The 19,992-nt window shown below is 45.2% G+C and carries 20 protein-coding genes and 1 pseudogene; all 21 read left to right on the top strand.

All coding sequences use genetic code 11. The annotated features are described in order from the left end of the window. The first annotated feature begins 9 nt into the window (after positions 1-9). The 21 genes and pseudogenes from spoIIIAG to ACU1JV_RS02395 all read left to right on the top strand — a co-directional run bounded on the left by spoIIIAG (position 10) and on the right by ACU1JV_RS02395 (position 19,860). Positions 10-651: a stage III sporulation protein AG gene (gene spoIIIAG, locus ACU1JV_RS02495; RefSeq protein WP_413986582.1), complete on the top strand. Its 642-nt coding sequence runs from the start codon at positions 10-12 to the stop codon at positions 649-651. A gap of 62 nt (positions 652-713) precedes the next feature. After that, the gene (locus ACU1JV_RS02490) at positions 714-1,535 is read left to right on the top strand and encodes a SpoIIIAH-like family protein (protein ID WP_058711536.1); all 822 of its coding nucleotides are present in this window, start codon (positions 714-716) and stop codon (positions 1,533-1,535) included. Positions 1,536-1,673: 138 nt separating this feature from the next. Further along, positions 1,674-2,165: an acetyl-CoA carboxylase biotin carboxyl carrier protein gene (gene accB, locus ACU1JV_RS02485; protein WP_013371780.1), complete on the top strand. Its 492-nt coding sequence runs from the start codon at positions 1,674-1,676 to the stop codon at positions 2,163-2,165. A gap of 61 nt (positions 2,166-2,226) precedes the next feature. Next, positions 2,227-3,570, top strand: a complete 1,344-nt coding sequence (accC, locus tag ACU1JV_RS02480; RefSeq protein ID WP_013371779.1) for an acetyl-CoA carboxylase biotin carboxylase subunit — start codon at positions 2,227-2,229, stop codon at positions 3,568-3,570. Positions 3,571-3,695: 125 nt separating this feature from the next. Further along, positions 3,696-4,109 carry an Asp23/Gls24 family envelope stress response protein gene (locus ACU1JV_RS02475; RefSeq protein ID WP_013310820.1) on the top strand — a complete coding sequence of 138 codons (414 nt, stop codon included), beginning with the start codon at positions 3,696-3,698 and terminating at the stop codon, positions 4,107-4,109. Positions 4,110-4,182: 73 nt separating this feature from the next. Next, positions 4,183-4,722 (top strand): alkaline shock response membrane anchor protein AmaP, encoded by a 540-nt coding sequence (gene amaP / locus ACU1JV_RS02470; protein WP_040103448.1) that lies wholly within the window; start codon positions 4,183-4,185, stop codon positions 4,720-4,722. Positions 4,723-4,737: 15 nt separating this feature from the next. After that, complete coding sequence (locus ACU1JV_RS02465; protein ID WP_013371777.1) at positions 4,738-4,971, top strand: DUF2273 domain-containing protein; 234 nt, start codon at positions 4,738-4,740, stop codon at positions 4,969-4,971. A 136-nt stretch (positions 4,972-5,107) separates the two neighbouring features. Next, a complete protein-coding gene (nusB, locus tag ACU1JV_RS02460; protein WP_013371776.1) occupies positions 5,108-5,557 on the top strand; it encodes a transcription antitermination factor NusB in 450 nt (149 codons plus the stop codon). 37 nt (positions 5,558-5,594) lie between these two features. Next, positions 5,595-6,452 carry a bifunctional methylenetetrahydrofolate dehydrogenase/methenyltetrahydrofolate cyclohydrolase FolD gene (gene folD, locus ACU1JV_RS02455; RefSeq protein WP_413986581.1) on the top strand — a complete coding sequence of 286 codons (858 nt, stop codon included), beginning with the start codon at positions 5,595-5,597 and terminating at the stop codon, positions 6,450-6,452. Positions 6,453-6,518: 66 nt separating this feature from the next. Beyond that, positions 6,519-7,832 (top strand): exodeoxyribonuclease VII large subunit, encoded by a 1,314-nt coding sequence (xseA, locus tag ACU1JV_RS02450; RefSeq protein WP_434954102.1) that lies wholly within the window; start codon positions 6,519-6,521, stop codon positions 7,830-7,832. Then, entirely contained in the window at positions 7,822-8,082 is a 261-nt protein-coding gene (xseB, locus tag ACU1JV_RS02445; RefSeq protein ID WP_413986580.1) for an exodeoxyribonuclease VII small subunit, read from the top strand. Before xseA ends, xseB begins: the two co-directional genes overlap by 11 nt. Then, entirely contained in the window at positions 8,054-8,977 is a 924-nt protein-coding gene (locus ACU1JV_RS02440) for a polyprenyl synthetase family protein (RefSeq protein ID WP_052452900.1), read from the top strand. Before xseB ends, ACU1JV_RS02440 begins: the two co-directional genes overlap by 29 nt. A gap of 107 nt (positions 8,978-9,084) precedes the next feature. Next, a complete protein-coding gene (dxs, locus tag ACU1JV_RS02435) occupies positions 9,085-10,983 on the top strand; it encodes a 1-deoxy-D-xylulose-5-phosphate synthase (protein WP_413986579.1) in 1,899 nt (632 codons plus the stop codon). Between the two features lie 75 nt (positions 10,984-11,058). Continuing rightward, the gene (locus ACU1JV_RS02430) at positions 11,059-11,910 is read left to right on the top strand and encodes a TlyA family RNA methyltransferase (RefSeq protein ID WP_413986578.1); all 852 of its coding nucleotides are present in this window, start codon (positions 11,059-11,061) and stop codon (positions 11,908-11,910) included. 234 nt (positions 11,911-12,144) lie between these two features. After that, positions 12,145-12,621, top strand: a complete 477-nt coding sequence (locus ACU1JV_RS02425; protein WP_058711534.1) for a hypothetical protein — start codon at positions 12,145-12,147, stop codon at positions 12,619-12,621. 16 nt (positions 12,622-12,637) lie between these two features. Beyond that, the gene (ahrC, locus tag ACU1JV_RS02420) at positions 12,638-13,087 is read left to right on the top strand and encodes a transcriptional regulator AhrC/ArgR (RefSeq protein WP_013371768.1); all 450 of its coding nucleotides are present in this window, start codon (positions 12,638-12,640) and stop codon (positions 13,085-13,087) included. Positions 13,088-13,143: 56 nt separating this feature from the next. Beyond that, positions 13,144-14,862, top strand: coding sequence for a DNA repair protein RecN (gene recN, locus ACU1JV_RS02415; protein ID WP_025675616.1), 1,719 nt, complete (start codon positions 13,144-13,146; stop codon positions 14,860-14,862). Positions 14,863-14,985: 123 nt separating this feature from the next. Beyond that, positions 14,986-16,146, top strand: a complete 1,161-nt coding sequence (spoIVB, locus tag ACU1JV_RS02410) for a SpoIVB peptidase (RefSeq protein WP_137078798.1) — start codon at positions 14,986-14,988, stop codon at positions 16,144-16,146. A 216-nt stretch (positions 16,147-16,362) separates the two neighbouring features. Then, positions 16,363-17,166, top strand: a complete 804-nt coding sequence (gene spo0A / locus ACU1JV_RS02405; protein ID WP_013371763.1) for a sporulation transcription factor Spo0A — start codon at positions 16,363-16,365, stop codon at positions 17,164-17,166. A gap of 564 nt (positions 17,167-17,730) precedes the next feature. Then, complete coding sequence (locus ACU1JV_RS02400; RefSeq protein ID WP_413986577.1) at positions 17,731-18,810, top strand: hypothetical protein; 1,080 nt, start codon at positions 17,731-17,733, stop codon at positions 18,808-18,810. A gap of 301 nt (positions 18,811-19,111) precedes the next feature. After that, positions 19,112-19,860: pseudogene (locus tag ACU1JV_RS02395) on the top strand (class I SAM-dependent methyltransferase). The last annotated feature ends 132 nt before the right edge of the window (positions 19,861-19,992 follow it).

Here is a 19,992-nt window from a genome sequence, read left to right as displayed (position 1 = left end):
TGAACCGAAATGGGTAAATGGAGGAAAAAGCTGGAGCAATGGATGGGTGGAGGGGGGGACGGAGCGAAAAGGTTCAATTCATTTCGTTGGCTACTTATTCTTGGCCTTATCGGTGTAGCGATCATGCTCTTTAATTCATTCGTTAATGTGAAAAAAGTCGACCCGGAAAACGTAGGGAGGGAACCGCCTGGCGTAATGAAAAATGAGCCTGCGTTAGAAACAACGGTAGGTGAGGACAGTTCCTTTGCCGGAATCGAGAAGGCTTTTGAGGACAATATGAAACAGATGCTAGAGCAGATTGTTGGCGTAGGAACCGTCGATGTCATGGTTACGGTAGACTCTACCGAAGAAGTGATCGTTCAACGGAATGTGAAGGACATGCAGGAAGAAAATAACGAGACGGACGCTAATGGTGGACAAAGGCACACTACTCAATATACACGCGATGGTGAGATTGTCACCTATGAATCATCTGGTGGTCAGCATACTCCGATTGTTACGAAAAAAGTAAAACCACAGGTAAGGGGAGTGCTTGTTGTGGCTATGGGGGCAGAAAACCCTACGGTGAAGCAGCTCATTGTGGATGCTGTGCAGAAGGGACTGAACGTACCTTCATACAAAATATCAGTCGTTCCGCGTAAGCAGGGGTAATATGGAATTGAAGAACAAAGAAGTTAATATTGCAAACCACTTATGAATATGGAGGACAGAACATGAATAATAAAAGACAAACCGTTTGGCTGGTGTCCATGCTGAGTTTAATGGTGGTACTGTCTGCATATTATTTGTTTACGGAGGACTCTAGTCCGGCGAATCCGCCCGTGGCAGACAGCGAGCAGGTGAGCAAGGTTAAACAGGATGCTGCCCAGGAAGCAACGTCAAAGGCAGAAGAACAAATGAACGAACTGAAAGTAAATGAAGTGGTAACCAATGGAGAAGTAACTGACGGAACAGCAGGGACTTCCACAAAGGACACGGCTTCTACAACTGATCCAGCAACAGAATCATCAAAAGCCGGTAAAGACACAGCCGCCGCCCCTGCTACTGAATCGACTGCATCCGATCAAAACACAACTACAGCTAAGACAGACACGACAGCTAAAAGTGATGACAAAGCAGCTTCTAGCGCCAAAACCGACAAGCAGGTACTTGATCAAGTAGCAAACGAACAAGCAGCCCAACCAACAGCGGCAGCTGTGATTGACAACTATTTGCTGGAGCGGGATGTGGAAAATCAAAAGAAAAATGACGAGCTGACTACGGCAATGAATGATAGTACACCTCAGAAAGCTGCAGAGGCGCAAAAGGAATTACATGTACTTGAAGATAAACAGGCCAAAATTACCGGTATCGAAGAAGAGCTACAGCAGCAATTCGCCAATGCAGTCGTCCGCGAGGAAGATGCTGATAAATACAAAGTAGTGGTTCTGAGTGAAAAATTGGATGCTAAGCAAGCGGTAACGATTGTCGATAAAGTCATGAAGGAATTAAACGTTACGCAGGACAAGATCAGTGTCCAGTATGTTACACAATAAGACAAAAAACGCGAAAAAGCCCGGATTTCTGCACAATCCCGGGCTCTTTCTATTTTTAATGATTGTGATATAATACATAAAGCTGTTTCAAAAATGTTATCAGCAACCGGCAAAATGCTGAAGGAGTGATTAATAGAGATGTTTAAATTAAGCGAGATTAAGGAATTGATCAAGCTGGTGGATGAAACGTCTGTGCATGAGCTTGAAATTGAAAATGAAGGAACTCGCCTCATGATCCGTAAACCGGGCAAAAGCGAGATCGTTACGGTACAGGCTCCTGTAACAGCACCTGCTTATACAGTGGCGCCACAAGCTGCAATTCCGAATCCACAAGCACAGTCCGATGTTGGACATGCAACTGCTGGGGAACCGAAGGAATATGCAAGCAATCTACATAAAATCGTATCTCCGATGGTGGGCACTTTCTATAGTTCTTCATCCCCGGATACGGCCCCGTATGTGAGTATCGGCAGTAAAGTAGGCGATAAAACAACGGTATGTATTATTGAAGCGATGAAGTTGATGAACGAGTTGGAAGCTGAAGTAAAGGGCGAAATTGTAGAAATTTTGGCCGAAAACGGACAGTTGGTTGAGTATGGCCAGCCATTGTTCCTTGTGAAACCGGAGTAAAAAGCTTGTTTGTCCCCTTTTTTGAGGGTTCGGCAAGACTGCTCCCAGGGAGGATAAAGTCATGACATTTCAAAAAGTATTGATCGCGAACCGTGGAGAAATTGCAGTTCGTATCATTCGCGCTTGCCGCGAAATGAATATCTCGACAGTTGCCGTTTATTCGGAAGCTGACAAGGATTCGCTACATGTGCGTCTCGCAGATGAGGCTTACTGTATCGGACCGACGTTGTCTAAGGACAGCTACCTTAATTTTACGAACCTGATGAGTGTTGCTACATTAACTGAATGTGATGCCATTCATCCAGGTTACGGATTTTTGGCGGAAAATGCAGACTTCGCTGAAATTTGCGAATCATGCAATATTACGTTTATCGGACCTTCTCCTGAAGCAATTAACAAAATGGGAGACAAGGCTGTAGCCAAGCAGACCATGAAGGATGCCGGGGTTCCGGTTATTCCAGGTTCAGACGGACTGGTTGAGGATGTGCAGGATGCGATCAGCATCGCACGTGATATCGGATATCCGGTCATTATCAAGGCCACAGCAGGTGGTGGTGGTAAAGGTATTCGTATCGCCGAAGATGAGGATAACCTTATTCAACAAATCACTACTGCTCAGCAGGAAGCGCAAAAGGCCTTTGGCAATGCGGGTGTGTATCTGGAAAAATATTTGACCGGTATGAAACACGTGGAAATACAGATCATCGCGGACAAGCATGGTAATGTTGCCTATTTGGGCGAACGGGACTGCTCTGTACAGCGTCGTCGTCAGAAGTTGTTGGAGGAAGCACCATGTCCAGTACTTTCGCAGGATGTTCGTGAAGAAATGGGACAGGCAGCTGTTCGTGCAGCTTTGGCCGTTCAATACTCTGGCGCAGGTACGCTTGAATTTTTGCTTGGCCCGGACAATAAATTCTATTTCATGGAAATGAACACACGTATTCAGGTAGAACATCCAGTAACAGAAATGATTACCGGTGTAGACCTGATTAAAGAAATGATTTCGGTCGCTGAAGGGCATCCGCTTTCCTTTACTCAGGAAGAAGTCACGATTAATGGCTGGGCAATCGAATGCCGCATTAACGCTGAGGACCCGGATCGTAATTTTATGCCTGCACCGGGTAAAATCGGATTTTATCTGCCTCCAGGCGGTCCTGGAGTACGGGTAGACAGCGCTGCTTATCCAGGCTATAGCATTCCGCCTTATTATGACTCAATGATCGCCAAGCTGATTGTATGGGCGCCTACACGGCAGGAGGCGATTGCCAAAATGAAGCGTGCTTTAGCTGAGTTTGCTATTGAGGGCATACCCACAACGATTTCTTTTCACCAGCGCTTGCTAGAGCATCCGACCTTTATTGAAGGCGATTTTGATATTAAATTTTTGGAGGAAAACGAAGTTTAATCGGTATATTTCCTCAGTTTGTCATAATGAACGCCAAATGATATAGTATGGATAATAAGTGAGCATGTCTGCTTTGATATCCAAAGCTGGAATGAAACTTATTTTGACCGAAAGGTGTTGAAGGTATGAGCACAGTGCCAACCGAATTCGAACGTACAGAAATTGGGGAAATTCAAATTGCCCCGGAAGTTATTGAAGTCATTGCCGGACTGGCTACCGTTGAAGTACCAGGTGTAGCGGGAATGAGTGGCGGATTTGCTGGCGGATTTGCCGAACTGCTAGGCCGCAAAAATTTATCTAAAGGTGTAAAAGTGGAAGTCGGACAGCGTGAAGCTGCTGTAGACGTCTCCGTCATTATTGAGTATGGTAACCGTCTGCCTGAGGTGGCTGCTGCTATTCAGCATAATGTTAAGCGTTCCATTGAAAACATGACAGGTCTTAACGTGGTAGAAGTGAACGTGCAAATTCATGATGTTCAATTCAAAAATGCTGAAAAAGTAGAAGAGCCGGAAGTGCTGGGCGCCGGACGGGTTAAATAGAGCGATACTTTGTACAAACCCCCGACCCTTATGGGTCGAGGGTTTACTCTAATTTAAGGAGGCTGTGCGTTTCGTGGCTAAAGTTATGGACAGACTTCTGCTGTTTTTGTACAGCTTAAGTATCGGAATTATTTCCATTCTCGCCATCCTCCTCCTGAGCGGGGCCATTCCGTATGTTTTAAGCATTGAGGATGAGCGAGTGGTGTGGTTTACCAGCTTGATTATTGCAGGAGTTCTGTTGTTATTGAGTCTTCGGTTTTTTTATATCTCTATTCGACGGAACCAAACCGTACAGCATTCTATTGATCAGCGAACCGAATATGGTGACATTCAGATTTCGGTGGATACCATCGAAAACCTGTGCCTCAAAGCGGCTTCCCGATTTCGCGGGATGCAGGATCTGAAAGCACGCGTTCGTGTGTTGGAATCGGGACTTGATATTACGATTCGGGCGATTGTTGACGGGGAAAGCTCCATTCCGGTGTTAACCTCCGAGGTACAAAAGGGGGTACACGACCATGTGGAAGAAATTACAGGAATTCCAGTATCCAATGTGTCGGTGTACATCGCTAATGTTTCTCAGTCACCAAGCTTTAAGAGTCGTGTGGAATAGAGGTGATTTTCCCTGATGCCCTGGAAAGAAATATGGGGAAGTTACAAGGGCCGGATCATGGGGATCACGGCCGGTATTTTTTTCGGTTTTATTTATTTGTGGGCAGGCTTTTGGAATATGTTGTTCTTTGCATTGATGGTGTTCATCGGATATACGCTAGGAAGACGTAGCGATTCAGCGCTTGGTTCATTCCTCCCTTGGAAAGAATGGAGCGAATGGTTATCGCAACGTTGGCGTCCTTTTAAATGAACCCTGTGATACGTGTTCTCCAAAATACAGCTGTAGCTTATTTGCGCCCAACGGTTTTGGAGGATGCGTTCACAGGTTTTTTTGTGGAAATTGGTTAGAATGAAAAATAGATATAGGCAAGCGTAGGAGGCAGGGCATGAAAAGACGTCTGGCGAGGGAATTAGCGGTACAGAGTATGTACCATATGGAAATGAATGAAGTGGATGCGGCGGCAGCTGTAGACATGCTGCTTCAGGAAGCGGCTGAGGAAAACGAAGCCGAAGTTGTGATTAAAAACGCGGAAGTGTTAAGAGCATATGTTTTGGAGCATGTGCGTGGCACGTGGGAGCACAAGGAAGCTATTGACGGGCTGTTGGCGGATTACCTGAAAGGCTGGCAGATCAGCCGACTTTCACGTGTGGATCGTCAAATTTTGAGGCTTGCGGTATATGAAATGATTTTCCGCGAGGATGTTCCAGCCAAGGTAGCAGTCAATGAAGCCATTGAATTGTCGAAGCACTTTGGTACCGAGGAATCGGGTAAATTTGTTAATGGTGTGCTGGGACGAGTTATACAAGAGCTGGAGCAATTGAAAGCACGTTTTTAATTAGAGACTACTGAATCAGGTTGGGGAGTGGTTAAACATGTCAGCACCGATCATTGATGGTAAACAAATCTCTCAGGATATCCGGGCAAGCATTCAGCAAGAGGTCATTCGTTTGAAAGAACACAGCTTTCAACCCGGACTGGCTGTTGTACTGGTAGGCGAAGATCCTGCTTCTCAGGTGTATGTTAAAAATAAGGAGAAGGCGTGTCATGATCTCGGCTATTACTCTGAGGTTCATCGACTGGCGGCAGATACTTCGCAAGAAGCATTACTTAAACTGGTGGATAAGCTGAATCATCAAAGTAATATCCATGGGATATTGGTGCAACTGCCATTGCCAAAGCATATTCAGGAAAAATCTGTCATTGACGCGATTGCAGTGGAGAAAGATGTTGACGGATTTCATCCGGTAAACGTAGGAAACCTGGTCATCGGCGATGATAGCCTACTGCCTTGTACTCCCGCTGGAGTCATTGAGTTAATCAAGCGTGCTGGAGTAGAGATAGCCGGTAAACATGCAGTTGTTATTGGTCGCAGTAATATCGTGGGCAAGCCAGTCTCTTTATTGCTGCAGCGTGAAAATGCTACGGTTACGATGTGTCACTCTCGTACAGCGAATATGGCCGAGCTCAGCAGACAAGCGGATATTTTGGTCGTTGCCATCGGCAAAGCCAATTTTATTGATGCTTCGTTCGTAAAACCAGGCGCAGTAGTTATCGATGTGGGAATGAATCGTCTGGAGAACGGAAAGTTGGCGGGTGACGTTGATTTTGAGAGCGTAAAGCAAGTATCCGGTCCGATTACGCCTGTTCCCGGCGGAGTAGGCCCAATGACGATTACAATGCTGATGCAAAATACGCTCGTAGCGGCCAAGCGGTCGTACGGTTTGGCATAAAGGCAGCTGCCTGTGGCTGAACAACAACGTATTTATTCTATAAAGGACCTGAATCGTTATATCCGGATGAAACTGGAATCCGATCAGGTGCTGTCTGATGTATGGATACGCGGGGAAATTTCTAACTTTACGCATCATTCGAGTGGTCACATGTACTTTACGCTCAAGGATGAGGGGAGCCGAATACGTTCGATTATGTTTGCGACCCATAATAGACGGCTCCCTTTCGTACCGAAAGAAGGTACGCGTGTTATCGCCCGGGGAAACGTATCCGTGTATGAACGGGATGGTCAATATCAATTTTATGCGACGCAAATGCAACCTGACGGTATAGGCAGCCTTTATTTGGCTTATGAACAACTCAAACAAAAGCTTGATGCAGAAGGGCTGTTTGATACCGCTCGCAAACGGAATCTGCCCACTCACCCGGCAACCATCGGTGTAATTACGTCACCGACCGGAGCGGCTGTGCGTGATATTATCACCACACTTCAACGCCGATACCCGCAGGCTGGAATCGTGTTGTATCCTGTTCTTGTGCAAGGAAAGGGTGCTGCCCCCTCGATCGTTAAGGCAATTGAATCCATGAATCGTATGCAGGAGGTTCAGGTCATGATCGTCGGACGGGGCGGTGGCTCCTTAGAAGAACTGTGGGCATTTAATGAGGAAGCGGTTGCGCGTGCCATTTACGCATCGGTCATTCCTGTCATTTCGGCTGTTGGACACGAAACGGATTTTACCATTGCCGATTTTGTGGCTGACTTACGCGCAGCGACGCCGACCGCAGCAGCTGAGCTGGCTGTGCCTCACCAGGGAGAGCTTCGGGATCAGCTGCTCCAGCGGGAGCAACGGTTGCGCAACGCCCTTAGGCAGCGGCTGGAAGCCAGTCGTGAACGCTTGCTGAGGCTTCGGCGTTCGCCAGTGCTGCTGCATCCACGCCGCTACATGCTCCAGCATGCAGAGCGGATGGATATGCTGCATCAGCGTCTGATCCGCGCAGCAGCTAACCGTTCACGCTTAAACGCAGAGAAAAATGCTCGTATGCGTCAGGTACTAGAGCGGTTTAATCCGCGCGAACAAATTCGTTCGGCGCGCAAGCAGACGGATATGGCACAACGTCAGCTGGAGTCTGCGATGCGTGCGATCACAAAAGCGGGACGGCAGCAGCTGCATACCGGAATTCGTCAGCTGGATGCGCTGAGTCCGCTCAAAGTCATGGCCCGAGGCTACAGCTTGGTATACGATGAGCAGGAGAAACGGCTGATCAAGTCGCTCAAAGATGTACAACCGGGAGATTCCATCAAGATAAAAGTGAGTGACGGGCAGTTAGACTGTCAAGTATGGGGAATGAAGGAGGACGCGAAGCACGGTGGCGAATGAAGCGGAATTGAATTTTGAAGCGGCCATGGCCGCTCTTGAAGAAATTGTCGGACAACTGGAGCATGGAGACGTTCCTCTGGAGCAAGCCATTGATTTGTTCCAGCGGGGGATGAAGCTGTCTCAGCTTTGCAGCCAGATGCTGGAACAGGTCGAACGTAAAATTGAAATGATTGTGGAAGAGGATGGAGATTTGCGCAAGAAGCCTTTCGGTGGCGGATTGGATGAAAACGGCGGTGAAGGGCTTGAATAGACTGTCGTTCAAGGAATATTTGGCTGTGACGGCAGATGCAGTTTCGTCTGCATTGACCGAGCAGTTTCCGGCGCATTGGGACATTCCAGATGTCCTTCGAGAATCTATGAACTATTCACTGACCGCAGGCGGAAAACGGCTGCGGCCTCTGCTTGTGATCGCCGCTGCGGAAGCATTTGGTGGAAGCAGGGAAGCGGCGTTGCCAGTAGCATGTGCGGTAGAAATGGTACATACGTATTCCCTCATTCACGACGATTTGCCGGCGATGGATGATGATGATTATCGGCGAGGAAAGCTGACGAATCATAAGGTATACGGCGAGGCGGTTGCTGTTCTTGCGGGCGATGCTTTGCTGACCCATGCGTTTTATTGCATCGTGCAGGCAGGTCGTCTTCACGGTGTTTCTTCCGATGCGCTATTGTCCATAGTTGAGGATTTATCCGAAATGAGCGGCGCCAGAGGTATGGTAGGTGGACAGGTCGCAGATATGTCAGGCGAGCAGGGAATGACGGGGATCAAGGAACTGGAATATATCCACCTTCATAAAACGGCTGATTTGATCATTTTCTCACTCTTGGCAGGTGGACGGATTGCTGGGGCAGACAAGAGTCAACTAGAGGCGCTTCGCTGTTTTGGACGAGATCTGGGCCTGGCCTTTCAAATTCAGGACGATATATTGGATCTCGTAGGCGATGAAAGCAAAATGGGAAAAAAAACGCAGAGTGATGTTGAACAAGAGAAGGTTACCTATCCGTATTTCATCGGTATGGACGCATCTCTGCGACAAGTGGAGGAACTCACAGTGTCTGCCAAAAAAGTGATTGCAGAAGGTGGTATTCCCGATTCTTCGCGTTTGCTGGAGATAGCGGATTACCTGATGAAGCGTGATCATTAGTAGCGTTAGAACTGGTTTGACTTGTCTGCGTTTAAGCACAGTCCAAAAGTGTGATATAATACTTGTTAACTTTACACACAAACTTGAAGGAAAGCGGGGAGATATGCGTGCTGCTTCCACACATAAAGCAACCAGGCGATCTGAAATCACTGTCGGTTGAGGAGTTGGCTTCTCTAGCCGAGGAAATCAGGAGCTTTTTGATTGAGAAGCTGTCCGTGACTGGGGGGCATCTGGCATCGAATCTGGGAGTGGTTGAGCTCACGATCGCCCTGCATTATTGCTATAACAGTCCAAAGGACAAGATGATTTATGACGTTGGGCACCAAGCCTACGTGCACAAAATATTGACAGGGCGAATGGATCGTTTTGATACACTTCGTCAGCGTGATGGACTTTGTGGTTTTGTAAAAAGAAGCGAGAGCGAGCATGATGTTTGGGAAGCTGGACATAGCAGCACTTCCCTTTCGGCTGCAATGGGGATGGCCTTGGCACGAGATTTAAAGGGCGAGGACAATAAAGTTATTGCAATGATCGGGGACGGAGCATTGACTGGGGGCATGGCCTTCGAAGCATTAAACCATATTGGTCATGAACGTAAAAATTTAATGGTCATTCTGAATGATAATGAAATGTCCATCGCCCCGAATGTAGGGGCCATGCATAATTATTTGAGCAAAATTCGCTCGGACCGTCACTATTTGCGGGCAAAGGATGAGCTGGAAGTTTTGCTGAAAAAAATACCCGCTATAGGCGGTAAACTTGCCAAATCGGCTGGCCGTGTCAAGGACAGTCTTAAATATATGATGGTGCCAGGTGTGCTGTTTGAGGAGCTGGGATTTACGTATCTTGGTCCGGTCGATGGACATGATTTGTCCAAGCTAATTGAGACTTTTCAGCAGGCTGATAACGTTACTGGCCCCGTATTAGTGCATGTCGTAACCACCAAGGGTAAAGGCTATAAACCTGCGGAGGCCGATTCGCACAAGTGGCACGGCATCAGTCCATACAAAATTGAATCAGGTCAGGTACTCAAAGCCGTGGGCAATCCGATGTATACAGAAATTTTCGGTAGAACGCTGATTGAGCTGGCTGAACAGGATGAGCGGATCATTGCGGTCACCCCTGCAATGCCTGGTGGATCAGGGCTAGTACCGTTTAGTAAAGAGTTTCCTACACGTATGATTGACGTCGGTATCGCTGAGCAGCATGCTGCAACCATGTGTGCAGCGTTAGCAATGGAAGGGATGAAGCCGGTATTTGCGGTGTATTCCACTTTTATGCAGCGTGCATATGACCAAATTGTGCACGATATTTGTCGTCATAATGCCAACGTGATGTTCGCGATTGATCGTGCTGGTTTTGTTGGTGCTGATGGTGAAACTCATCATGGCGTGTTTGATATAGCATTTCTGCGTCATATCCCGAATCTGGTGCTTATGATGCCAAAGGATGAAAATGAGCTGCGCCATATGATGAAAACAGCACTTGACTACGAAGACGGTCCAATTGCTTATCGTTACCCACGTGTTAACGTGGTTGGTGTGCCATTGGATAATGAATTGCGGGCTATTCCCATCGGCAGTTGGGAGTTTCTGCGTAAAGGTGAGGGCTTCGCTGTAATCGCTTCAGGACCAATGCTCCAAGTGGCGACAGAGGCTGCGGAGGCGATGAAACGTGAGGGTATGCAAGTGGGCGTTGTGAATGCACGCTTCCTCAAGCCTTTGGATGAGGAGATGTTGCGTGAACTGGCCCGCCAGCATACGAAGCTGATCGTATTGGAAGAAGCTTCTGAAGCGGGAAGTTTGGGTAGCGCTGTACTGGAATTTTACGCTAAAGAAGAAATACAAGATGCACAGGTGCGCTTAATGGGGATTCCCGATCTGTTTGTGGAGCACGGCTCCATCAAAGAGCAGCGCGCTGAAGTGGGACTTACCGTTGAAGCTGTGTGCTTAAAGCTGCGTAAGTGGTCTGCTGAGCCAGCATATGGCATGGGGCAATCTGTATAGGGTAACTTAAAGTAAACAACATGATATTATAAAAAGTATGACAAGAGCAGCCTGGCTGCCTAAAGGGAGATTAACATGTCTGTTCCGAAGGAACGCATTGATGTATTGCTTGTAGAACAAGGTTTTTTTGAAAGCCGTGAAAAAGCTAAAGCCGCAATCATGGCAGGTCTAGTGTTGGCGGACAGCGAACGGATCGAGAAAGCAGGAATGAAAGTACCACGTTCCAGCGAGCTTAAAGTTAAAGGGTCGGTGCATCCGTATGTAAGCCGTGGAGGGTTGAAGCTCGAAAAGGCCATCCGTCAATTCGAGCTGGACATGAAGGACAGGACGATGCTGGATATCGGTTCGTCAACCGGAGGCTTTACGGATTGTGCGCTTCAGCATGGAGTTGAGTACGTGTATGCCATTGATGTGGGGTATAATCAGCTGGATTGGTCACTTCGTAATGATGAACGTGTATGCGTTATGGAGAAAACAAATTTCAGATATATGACACCTGCAGATTTGGGCGGTCCTGTGCCTAATTTCGCAAGTATTGATGTTTCTTTTATTTCGTTACGAATTATTTTGCCACCGTTGCTTGCACTGCTGCATCAACCTGCTGATATTGTAGCTCTAATTAAGCCTCAATTCGAAGCTGGACGCGAAAAGGTTGGGAAATCTGGCGTGGTTCGAGATCCTGCTACGCATAAAGAAGTGCTGCAGACCATCTTGATGTTTGCACATGAGCTGGGACTTTCATTGCAAGGCTTGGCCTATTCCCCCATAACAGGTGGCGAAGGAAATATTGAATTTTTAGCGCATTGGCGTTTGAATGGGCTTCCGGCGGCAGAATCGCAGCTGGAGAAAATGGATTTCAGTCCACTGATTGAACAAACTGTTCAGGAAGCAGGTCAGACTTTTAATAATGGCCCATCGCGTAAGTGACATTCAGGGGTTCTCCATGAGTTCTGTGAACTTAAGAGAACCTCTTTTTGGTGTGAGGGATTGATTGTAGAACTCACGTTCGCCTATAATGAGATGTATAATTGCAGATATGTATTTTCATTCACACAGATGTGATGAACCCAATTGAATATCCGGTCGCAGGTACAGCGTACCTGTATGAGGAAAAGGGATTTTATATCTTGTCCTAGAATATGTCCATGAGGTGATCGGTTCATGGACACGCGATACGATACGGTTATCATCACTGTGATCGGGGTGATATTAGGGATATGGGCTTTATATAGCCTGCGTGCCTGGTTAAAAGAGCCGGGACCGCTTGTGCTAAAAACGATACCAATTAACGAGGAATTGAACGAAGGACCTGCTGTGGACCAACTAGAAGAAGCAGGGTATGAAGTGGTGGGCGGGAAAATGAAAATACCGCTTGCTTTTAAAGTGAATGGACATACCGTGTATAGCCGTTTGTTTATTGATTACGTAGCTGTACGTAACGGTTCGACATATATGGTCAAAACGTCACGCCGCAAGAAACCGATGGAGTGGAACGGTCCTGATTTACGGGACAGGCTTATGCCTTATTTGCTGCTCTATCCGGGCTGTGCGGGGGTATTGTACGTTGATACGGACGAGAAAAGTATTCGCCTTATTACATTAGTGGAAGACCTCGAAGAAGAGGAATATGAAGGTTAATCCATAGGAGGATTATATGAAGGGTCAACGACATATTAAAATCAGGGAAATTATTTCACAACATGAGATTGAAACGCAGGATGATTTAGTTGAAGCATTGCGTGAGGCTGGTTTCCAGGTCACGCAGGCAACTGTATCCCGGGATATCAAAGAACTGCTGCTCATAAAGGTTCCAATGGACGACGGCAGATATAAATATTCGATGCCTTCAGACCAGCGCTACAATCCGACGCAGAAACTGAAACGTACATTGGTTGACAACTTTTTGCATATTGACTACACAACCAATCTGATTGTGATGAAGTGCCTGCCAGGAACAGCTAACTCGATTGCTGCTTTATTAGATAATATTGAATGGTCTGAGGTCATGGGTACGATCAGCGGGGATGACACCATTTTGATTATCTGCCGATCGGAAGAAAATAGTGAAACTATCGTGAATCGTCTTATGGGCTACATTTCCTAATTATAAAGTACGCATATTAGGCGTTTTAATTTGTACATCATAGAGGTGAAAGAACGATGCTGGTCACTTTGTCTATACGGAATTTGGCAGTCGTAGAAGCTGTCGATGTTCATTTTTATAAAGGATTTCATGTATTGAGCGGAGAAACTGGTGCTGGTAAATCCATTATTATCGACGCACTTGGGCTGATTGCGGGCGGCAGGGGATCTGCTGACCTAGTGCGTTACGGTTGTGATAAAGCTGAAATGGAAGCCTTGTTTGAATTGCCGGTCAAACATCCCGTTTGGAATACGTTGGAGGAACAAGGGATTAAGGCTAATCCAGAAGAGCATTTGCTGATTCGTCGAGAACTTACAGTTCAGGGGAAAAGCTCATCTCGAATTAACGGTCAGATGGTTAATTTAACGATGCTGCGTGAGGTAGGTGAGCAACTCGTTAATATCCACGGGCAGCATGAGCATCAAAGCTTGCTGCGTGCGGATCGCCATCTTGCGCTGCTGGATACGTTCGGTGACTCGGTCATTGGTCCAGTCAAAGCGCTTTACCGGGAGCGCTACAATGCTTTTGTCAAAGCGGAAAAAGAAGTAAGAGAATTGCAAAGCTCCAGTCAAAAGGCTTATCAGCTATTGGACATGTATCGCTTCCAATTGGAAGAGATCGCTGCGGCGGAGTTAAAATTGGGTGAAGATGAATTATTGGCAGAGGAACGGGTCAAGCTATCCCATAGTGAGAAAATGATGGATGGAGTATCAGGAGCATACGAGCTGTTAAGTGGCAGAGGTGGTCTGGATACGGTCAATAACGTGTTGTCCAGATTAAATGATGTTCAGAGCTACGACAGTAAAAGCCTTCAGCCCATTGCGGAGCAGATTCAATCTGCTTTCTATCAGTTGGAGGATGCAGCGTTTCAATTACGCTCTTATCGTGAGGATATTGAATTTAATCCGGGCAAGCTGCATGAGGTGGAGCAACGTTTGAATCAAATTACCGGGTTACAGCGAAAATATGGTGATAGTATAGAGCAGATTTTGGAATACTATAGCCGTATTGAGCAGGAAACCGATCTGTTGGAAAATAAAGATGAGCGGCTGGAGCAGCTCATTGCAAAGCGGGATGAGTTGCTTTCGAATTTGCTGGAGATTGCTGAAGAGCTTACAGAGGCACGTGAAATTTGTGCTGAAGAGCTTGCAGAGCAAGTAGAGCAGGAATTAAAAGATCTTCAAATGGAAAGAACGTCACTCAAGGTGCGTATTGATCCAATTGAAGATCCACGTGGATATGAATATAAAGGTCTAAAGGTACGACCTACCAAGCAAGGGATAGATAATGCGGAATTTCTGATTTCGCCCAATCCAGGTGAGCCACTTCGCCCACTCGGTAAAATCGCTTCCGGTGGTGAGTTATCACGTATCATGTTGGCGATGAAAAGTATTTTTGCGCGTCATGATCAAATTCCGGTGCTCATTTTTGACGAGGTGGATACCGGGGTAAGTGGTCGTGCAGCTCAGTCCATAGCCGAGAAGCTTTATCGTTTGTCTTCCGTTTGTCAGGTGTTTTCCATTACTCATTTGCCGCAGGTGGCATGTATGGCCGATCATCAGTACCTGATTGAGAAAAATGTTCATGACGGACGGACCATGACTCAAATTGAGGGACTAACGGAGGAAGGTCGTGTTAAGGAATTGGCACGGATGCTGGGTGGGGTAGAAATTACCGAAAAAACATTGCATCACGCACAGGAAATGCTGAATTTGGCGGAAGGAAAGAAAGCCTGAAAAGAGCGGCTGGCGTAATGATTAACAGTTATAAAAGCCTGGGGGCAAGGTTACCTTATAGGTACGCAATTGGCGACCACCTTTACTCGTCAAGCGAAAGAAGCAAAGGGAGCGTGACAGCCATTGAATTTTTACTCCAGGATCAAATTGCTCGGTCTTTTGCTTGTTTTTCTTATGTGTTCTCTCGGTAACGCTCAGCATGTGCAAGCAGCGCTGCCTCTACAAGCTTCTTTGGATTTGTTCGGCACTAAAAGCATGCAAACAACCCAAGAAAGCGTGGTTCCCGATTTGAAAGTATACCCAGGGGGGCAGACGATCGGGGTCAAAGTAAAATCTTCAGGAGTGCTTGTCGTAGGTCACCATATCATTCAGGAAAGCAATGATCGTAAGGTGTCACCTGGTGAGACAGCTGGTATTCGCCTAGGGGACCGGATTACACACATGAACGGCAAACCCCTCAATAGTCTCGCCAGGGTAGCTGAAGCCGTGGACGAGGCAGGTAAAAACAAAAAGCCGCTGGACATCACGCTTTGTCGAGGTGAGCAGACGATTTCCACCAAGTTAACCCCAGCATATGATCAAGATGATAAAGCGTGGCGGCTTGGGTTGTATATTAGAGACTCGGCTGCAGGCGTAGGTACATTAACGTTTTATGCACCGGACCAGGGGGTTTACGGGGCTTTGGGTCATGTAATTACCGATATGAATACTCAAACTCCCATTGTTGTGGGTAGTGGAGAGATTGTGCAATCCAATGTGACGTCAATTGCGAAGAGCCAGAGTGGGGAACCCGGAGAAAAACGTGCTCATTTTCTCAAAGATCATCGGATCTTAGGAAATATTGAACGCAATACGAGCTTCGGAATATTTGGGAAAATGTCAGATGAGCCGCAGAATGGATTGTATTCGGCGCCCATTCCGGTGGGACTTGCGAATGAAGTAAAAGAAGGACCGGCAGAAATATTGACTGTATTGGAAGGTCAACAAATTCAGCGTTTTCAGGCAGAAATTGTACACATTTCTCAGCAGGATAAACCGGCAACCAAAGGGCTTGTGATTCGGGTTGTAGATCCTAAGCTATTAGATAAGACCGGCGGAATCGTGCAAGGAATGAGTGGGAGTCCGATTATCCAAAATGGTAAGCTGATCGGAGCTGTAACACATGTATTCGTTAATGATCCTAAATCAGGTTACGGATGTTTTATCGAATGGATGTTGCGTGATGCAGGAATCATGCATAATAAATTGAGCTTGAAGTCATCCTCTAATCTTAAGGCGAGCTAGTGGCCTTAAGATTTTTTTGTCGAAAAGCAGGGGAATAACTCAGAATTGCAAGATAAAAATTCAATTATAATTGAATTAATAAAAAAAATAAATAAAAATAATTTTCGACAGAAGGAATTCATAATTCGATGTCGAAATCATATACTCCGACAAGAAATATTTATTTAATGCAAACAGATGTCCCAATGGAATAACACTCAATAAGGAGGAAGTACATTGCAAAAAATTGAGGTATTGTTGGCTGATGACAACCGGGAATTTACGAATTTGCTTGCTGAATATATTTCCGATCAGGAGGATATGGAAGTTACAGGAATCGCCTTCAACGGTGAAGAAGTACTCCAACGCATCGCAGAATCCCGCAACATACCTGATGTACTTATTTTAGATATTATTATGCCTCATCTGGATGGTCTCGGTGTATTGGAGCGTTTAAGAGAAATGAACCTGACTCCACAACCGAAAATCATTATGCTGACTGCATTCGGTCAAGAAAATATTACACAGAGGGCCGTTCAACTCGGGGCATCTTATTATATTTTGAAGCCGTTTGACATGGAAGTGCTTGCTAACCGTATACGCCAATTGGTAGGACCGCAATTAGTCAGCAATAGCCCGGTAACCGTTTCATCCATGCGGTCCAACGTTGTGCCTATGGGTAAGACGAAAAACCTGGATGCCAGCATCACGGCTATCATCCATGAGATTGGCGTACCAGCTCACATCAAGGGCTATCAATATCTACGCGAAGCCATTACGATGGTGTACAATAATATCGAAATATTGGGAGCCATCACCAAAACCCTATATCCCGCAATTGCCGAAAAGTTCAAAACGACGGCATCTCGCGTAGAACGCGCCATTCGCCATGCCATCGAGGTAGCATGGACCCGTGGAAATATCGACAGCATCTCCCACCTGTTCGGTTACACTATCAATATCAGCAAGTCCAAACCAACCAACTCAGAATTTATAGCGATGGTCGCAGACAAGCTGCGGATTGAGAATAAGGTGTCCTGAAAGTAGGCGTGGCGCGGGAAATTGGACGTAAGGGGAACTTAGGTTCGCGATAATTTATCGGCCGTTGCAGCGGAGGTTCCGATGAAGCTCTTCGCAATTGAGTTGAATTTTACGCTTTACACACATATCAATAGGTATTTTTGCTGAAACTAATACTAAAAAAATAAAAATTATTTGAATAACGCTTATCTCTTCGGAGGTGGGCGTTATTTTTTTGTAAGATGTCGCAAATTTGCAAATCCATCAAATTAGGGTAACTCACCGATAGAGGGCCCCTATACTTGGATTGATCGTATGAACGTTCAAAGAGCAATTAAGAGATGCAAGGTTGAATTATACCAAGCATTTAATGAATAAGGTTATGGAGAGACTACGAGCGAGGTAATTGCGGAGAGTTTATTTATAGTAGGAATATCATTAAGCAAAACCGTACTTCGAAATGATGCTAATCTATCTCCTTATGCGCATCAGAGTGTAAATCTGCCAATATTATTATATTATTGACTTTACTTCCCATTAAAATGTAAGGTATTAACATACACTATTACTAGGGAAGGTTGTTAGATGATGCGGGTAAAAATTTCAATAATTTTGTTAGTGATTGTTTGGTTTTTCACTACCGGCATTTCTGATCTACAAGCTAAACTGGATAGAGGAATAAAAAACACGGTTACATCTAATATGTTTGGTGCCAGTGGAGACGGGACTGATCAGACAAAAGCTATCCAGTCTGCACTTGACTACCTCGAGAGAGTGGGAGGCGGTAAGCTTATCCTTGGCAAAGGTACGTATCTCCTAAGTATCGCTAAGAGTATTCACAGTAAGGCATGTATTGTCATACCCGCCGGAGTGATTATAGAAGGCTCTGGTATGGGTGTCACCATCATCAAACGGATTAGTAGTGAACGGAAGCAAAACGGCGTATTGCTCGTTAATAAAGGCTACGACACAAAGGGTGGATTTAAAGCAGCTGGAAATATCGTGTTACGAAATTTCACGATTACAGACGGTGATGTTACCTCCAAGCCGAGGACTTACGGGGACTTGATTGCGTTGGGACATGCGAATAATGTACTTATTGAGCGTGTCCAATCGTTAAATCATGATCAACATTTCGTAGACATTTGCGGTTCGAGAAATATAACCGTGAGAGATTCTATCAGTAATAATCTTCAAGACACCTATGGGACGGCCACAATTCAAGTTGATCGAGCTAAAAACCTAGGGATATGGGGGTTGCTACTTGACGGAACTAATCCAAAAAATATAACTATAGAGAATAACAAAATCAACTCAATGTCCGAACTGGTGTTACAACTTGGGCATGATCAATCTATTGCAGGAGATATACGTGTAGTAAAAAATGCAATAAATTGCTTGAATAAAGCTAAAGCACAAATAGCAATCGGTAAGGACGAAGATACATCAATATTGACTGCAAACATTAAAAACAATCAAATAAAACTCAATAATGCAAATAGTGTAGGGGTTAATCTAGTGGCCAATACAGCCAACAGACTAGAAAATATCTCAATAGCTGGCAATACTATCACAGGTAAGATGCGGTCAGCGACTATTGTAGGCAATTCTGTCGCATCTGCGGGTTTTGAGGACATTTTGTATTCACATTACGTTGAGGTGTAACACATGAGTTTTCTACGCAGGTTACTTTAGACTTTTTTAATAAATTTTTATAATTTTATGTTAAACTTGTCTCTATATGGGTTACTGTGGCATGTCTGATTAGAAATATAATTAAAGCAAACTTTCAAATGAGGTGAATGGATGTCTTTCCGTATTGTTCGAAGTATTTAGTTTCCGGGCTGGAAAAAACGCGTACCAGCTGTCAAGGGGGGAGTCTGCCTCATTGACTACAAAACTAAAATTTCGAATGATCTCGGTCTGCTATTCTGTAGTTTATTATCTTATTTGAAGGTGGATAAAAATGAATTCAATTGAATATAAAGAGTTTTATGATAAGGTTGGAAAAATCAACGGATGGGATTTTAGCAATGTGAAATGTATTTCTGAAGGAGTAAAATGGGACTTCTATAATGAAGTGTCGAAGACGTGCGAGAAGTCGGACATATTGCTTGATATCGGCACGGGTGGCGGGGAAGCTATTTTGTCAATAGCGGCTTCTGCATTACTTTTAGTCGGAATTGACCAATCTGCTGGAATGATTGATACGGCAAGAAAAAATTCTACTGAAGCAGACATAGCGAATGTTCGTTTTCTACAGATGGATGCTGAAAATCTGAATTTTCCCAAGGAATTCTTTAATGTAATCTCTTCTCGACATTCGTGTTTCTCTGCAAAAGAAATAGCTAAGGTGTTAGTTAAGGGTGGTATATTTTTAACACAGCAAGTGAGCGAAAATGACAAATTAAACATTAAAAAAGCGTTTGGAAGAGGGCAGGCATTGGGTACTAAGAAAGACTCGTTGAAAACTCAATGTATTACAGATCTCAATGAAGCGGGCTTTAACGATATTCAGTCATTTGAATTTAATGCAACCGAATACTATCAGACTCCTGCAGACTTAGTTTTCTTTTGAAACACACTCCCATTATTCCTGACTTTGGACAAAAACAAATGGATTTTGAAATACTCCAACAATTCATTCTGGACAACCAAACTCCAAAAGGAATTAGGACAAATGCAGAACGATTTATGATTATAGCTAGGAAGTAAAACATAAAGAGATACCCGCTTTGGGGTATCTCTTTTTTGCTTGCAATGCTTTAACGGATGAATTGGATGGACGAAAAATAATACTCTCACGCGGTTTATAAAATAAGCGTCAATCATTATATAACGATCACG

Source organism: Paenibacillus sp. T2-29, assembly GCF_052921365.1.
The sequence above is the reverse complement of the archived record's forward strand: the minus strand, read 5'-3'. Positions and strand labels throughout refer to the sequence as shown.

Bases quoted from the DNA above. Each gene is read 5' to 3' on its own strand.
- spoIIIAG (WP_413986582.1), top strand. From the start codon at position 10: ATGGGTAAATGGAGGAAAAAGCTGGAGCAATGGATGGGTGGAGGGGGG.
- ACU1JV_RS02490 (WP_058711536.1), top strand. From the start codon at position 714: ATGAATAATAAAAGACAAACCGTTTGGCTGGTGTCCATGCTGAGTTTA.
- accB (WP_013371780.1), top strand. From the start codon at position 1,674: ATGTTTAAATTAAGCGAGATTAAGGAATTGATCAAGCTGGTGGATGAA.
- accC (WP_013371779.1), top strand. From the start codon at position 2,227: ATGACATTTCAAAAAGTATTGATCGCGAACCGTGGAGAAATTGCAGTT.
- ACU1JV_RS02475 (WP_013310820.1), top strand. From the start codon at position 3,696: ATGAGCACAGTGCCAACCGAATTCGAACGTACAGAAATTGGGGAAATT.
- ACU1JV_RS02465 (WP_013371777.1), top strand. From the start codon at position 4,738: ATGCCCTGGAAAGAAATATGGGGAAGTTACAAGGGCCGGATCATGGGG.
- nusB (WP_013371776.1), top strand. From the start codon at position 5,108: ATGAAAAGACGTCTGGCGAGGGAATTAGCGGTACAGAGTATGTACCAT.
- folD (WP_413986581.1), top strand. From the start codon at position 5,595: ATGTCAGCACCGATCATTGATGGTAAACAAATCTCTCAGGATATCCGG.
- xseA (WP_434954102.1), top strand. From the start codon at position 6,519: ATGAAACTGGAATCCGATCAGGTGCTGTCTGATGTATGGATACGCGGG.
- ACU1JV_RS02440 (WP_052452900.1), top strand. From the start codon at position 8,054: ATGAAAACGGCGGTGAAGGGCTTGAATAGACTGTCGTTCAAGGAATAT.
- ACU1JV_RS02430 (WP_413986578.1), top strand. From the start codon at position 11,059: ATGTCTGTTCCGAAGGAACGCATTGATGTATTGCTTGTAGAACAAGGT.
- ACU1JV_RS02425 (WP_058711534.1), top strand. From the start codon at position 12,145: ATGGACACGCGATACGATACGGTTATCATCACTGTGATCGGGGTGATA.
- ahrC (WP_013371768.1), top strand. From the start codon at position 12,638: ATGAAGGGTCAACGACATATTAAAATCAGGGAAATTATTTCACAACAT.
- recN (WP_025675616.1), top strand. From the start codon at position 13,144: ATGCTGGTCACTTTGTCTATACGGAATTTGGCAGTCGTAGAAGCTGTC.
- ACU1JV_RS02400 (WP_413986577.1), top strand. From the start codon at position 17,731: ATGATGCGGGTAAAAATTTCAATAATTTTGTTAGTGATTGTTTGGTTT.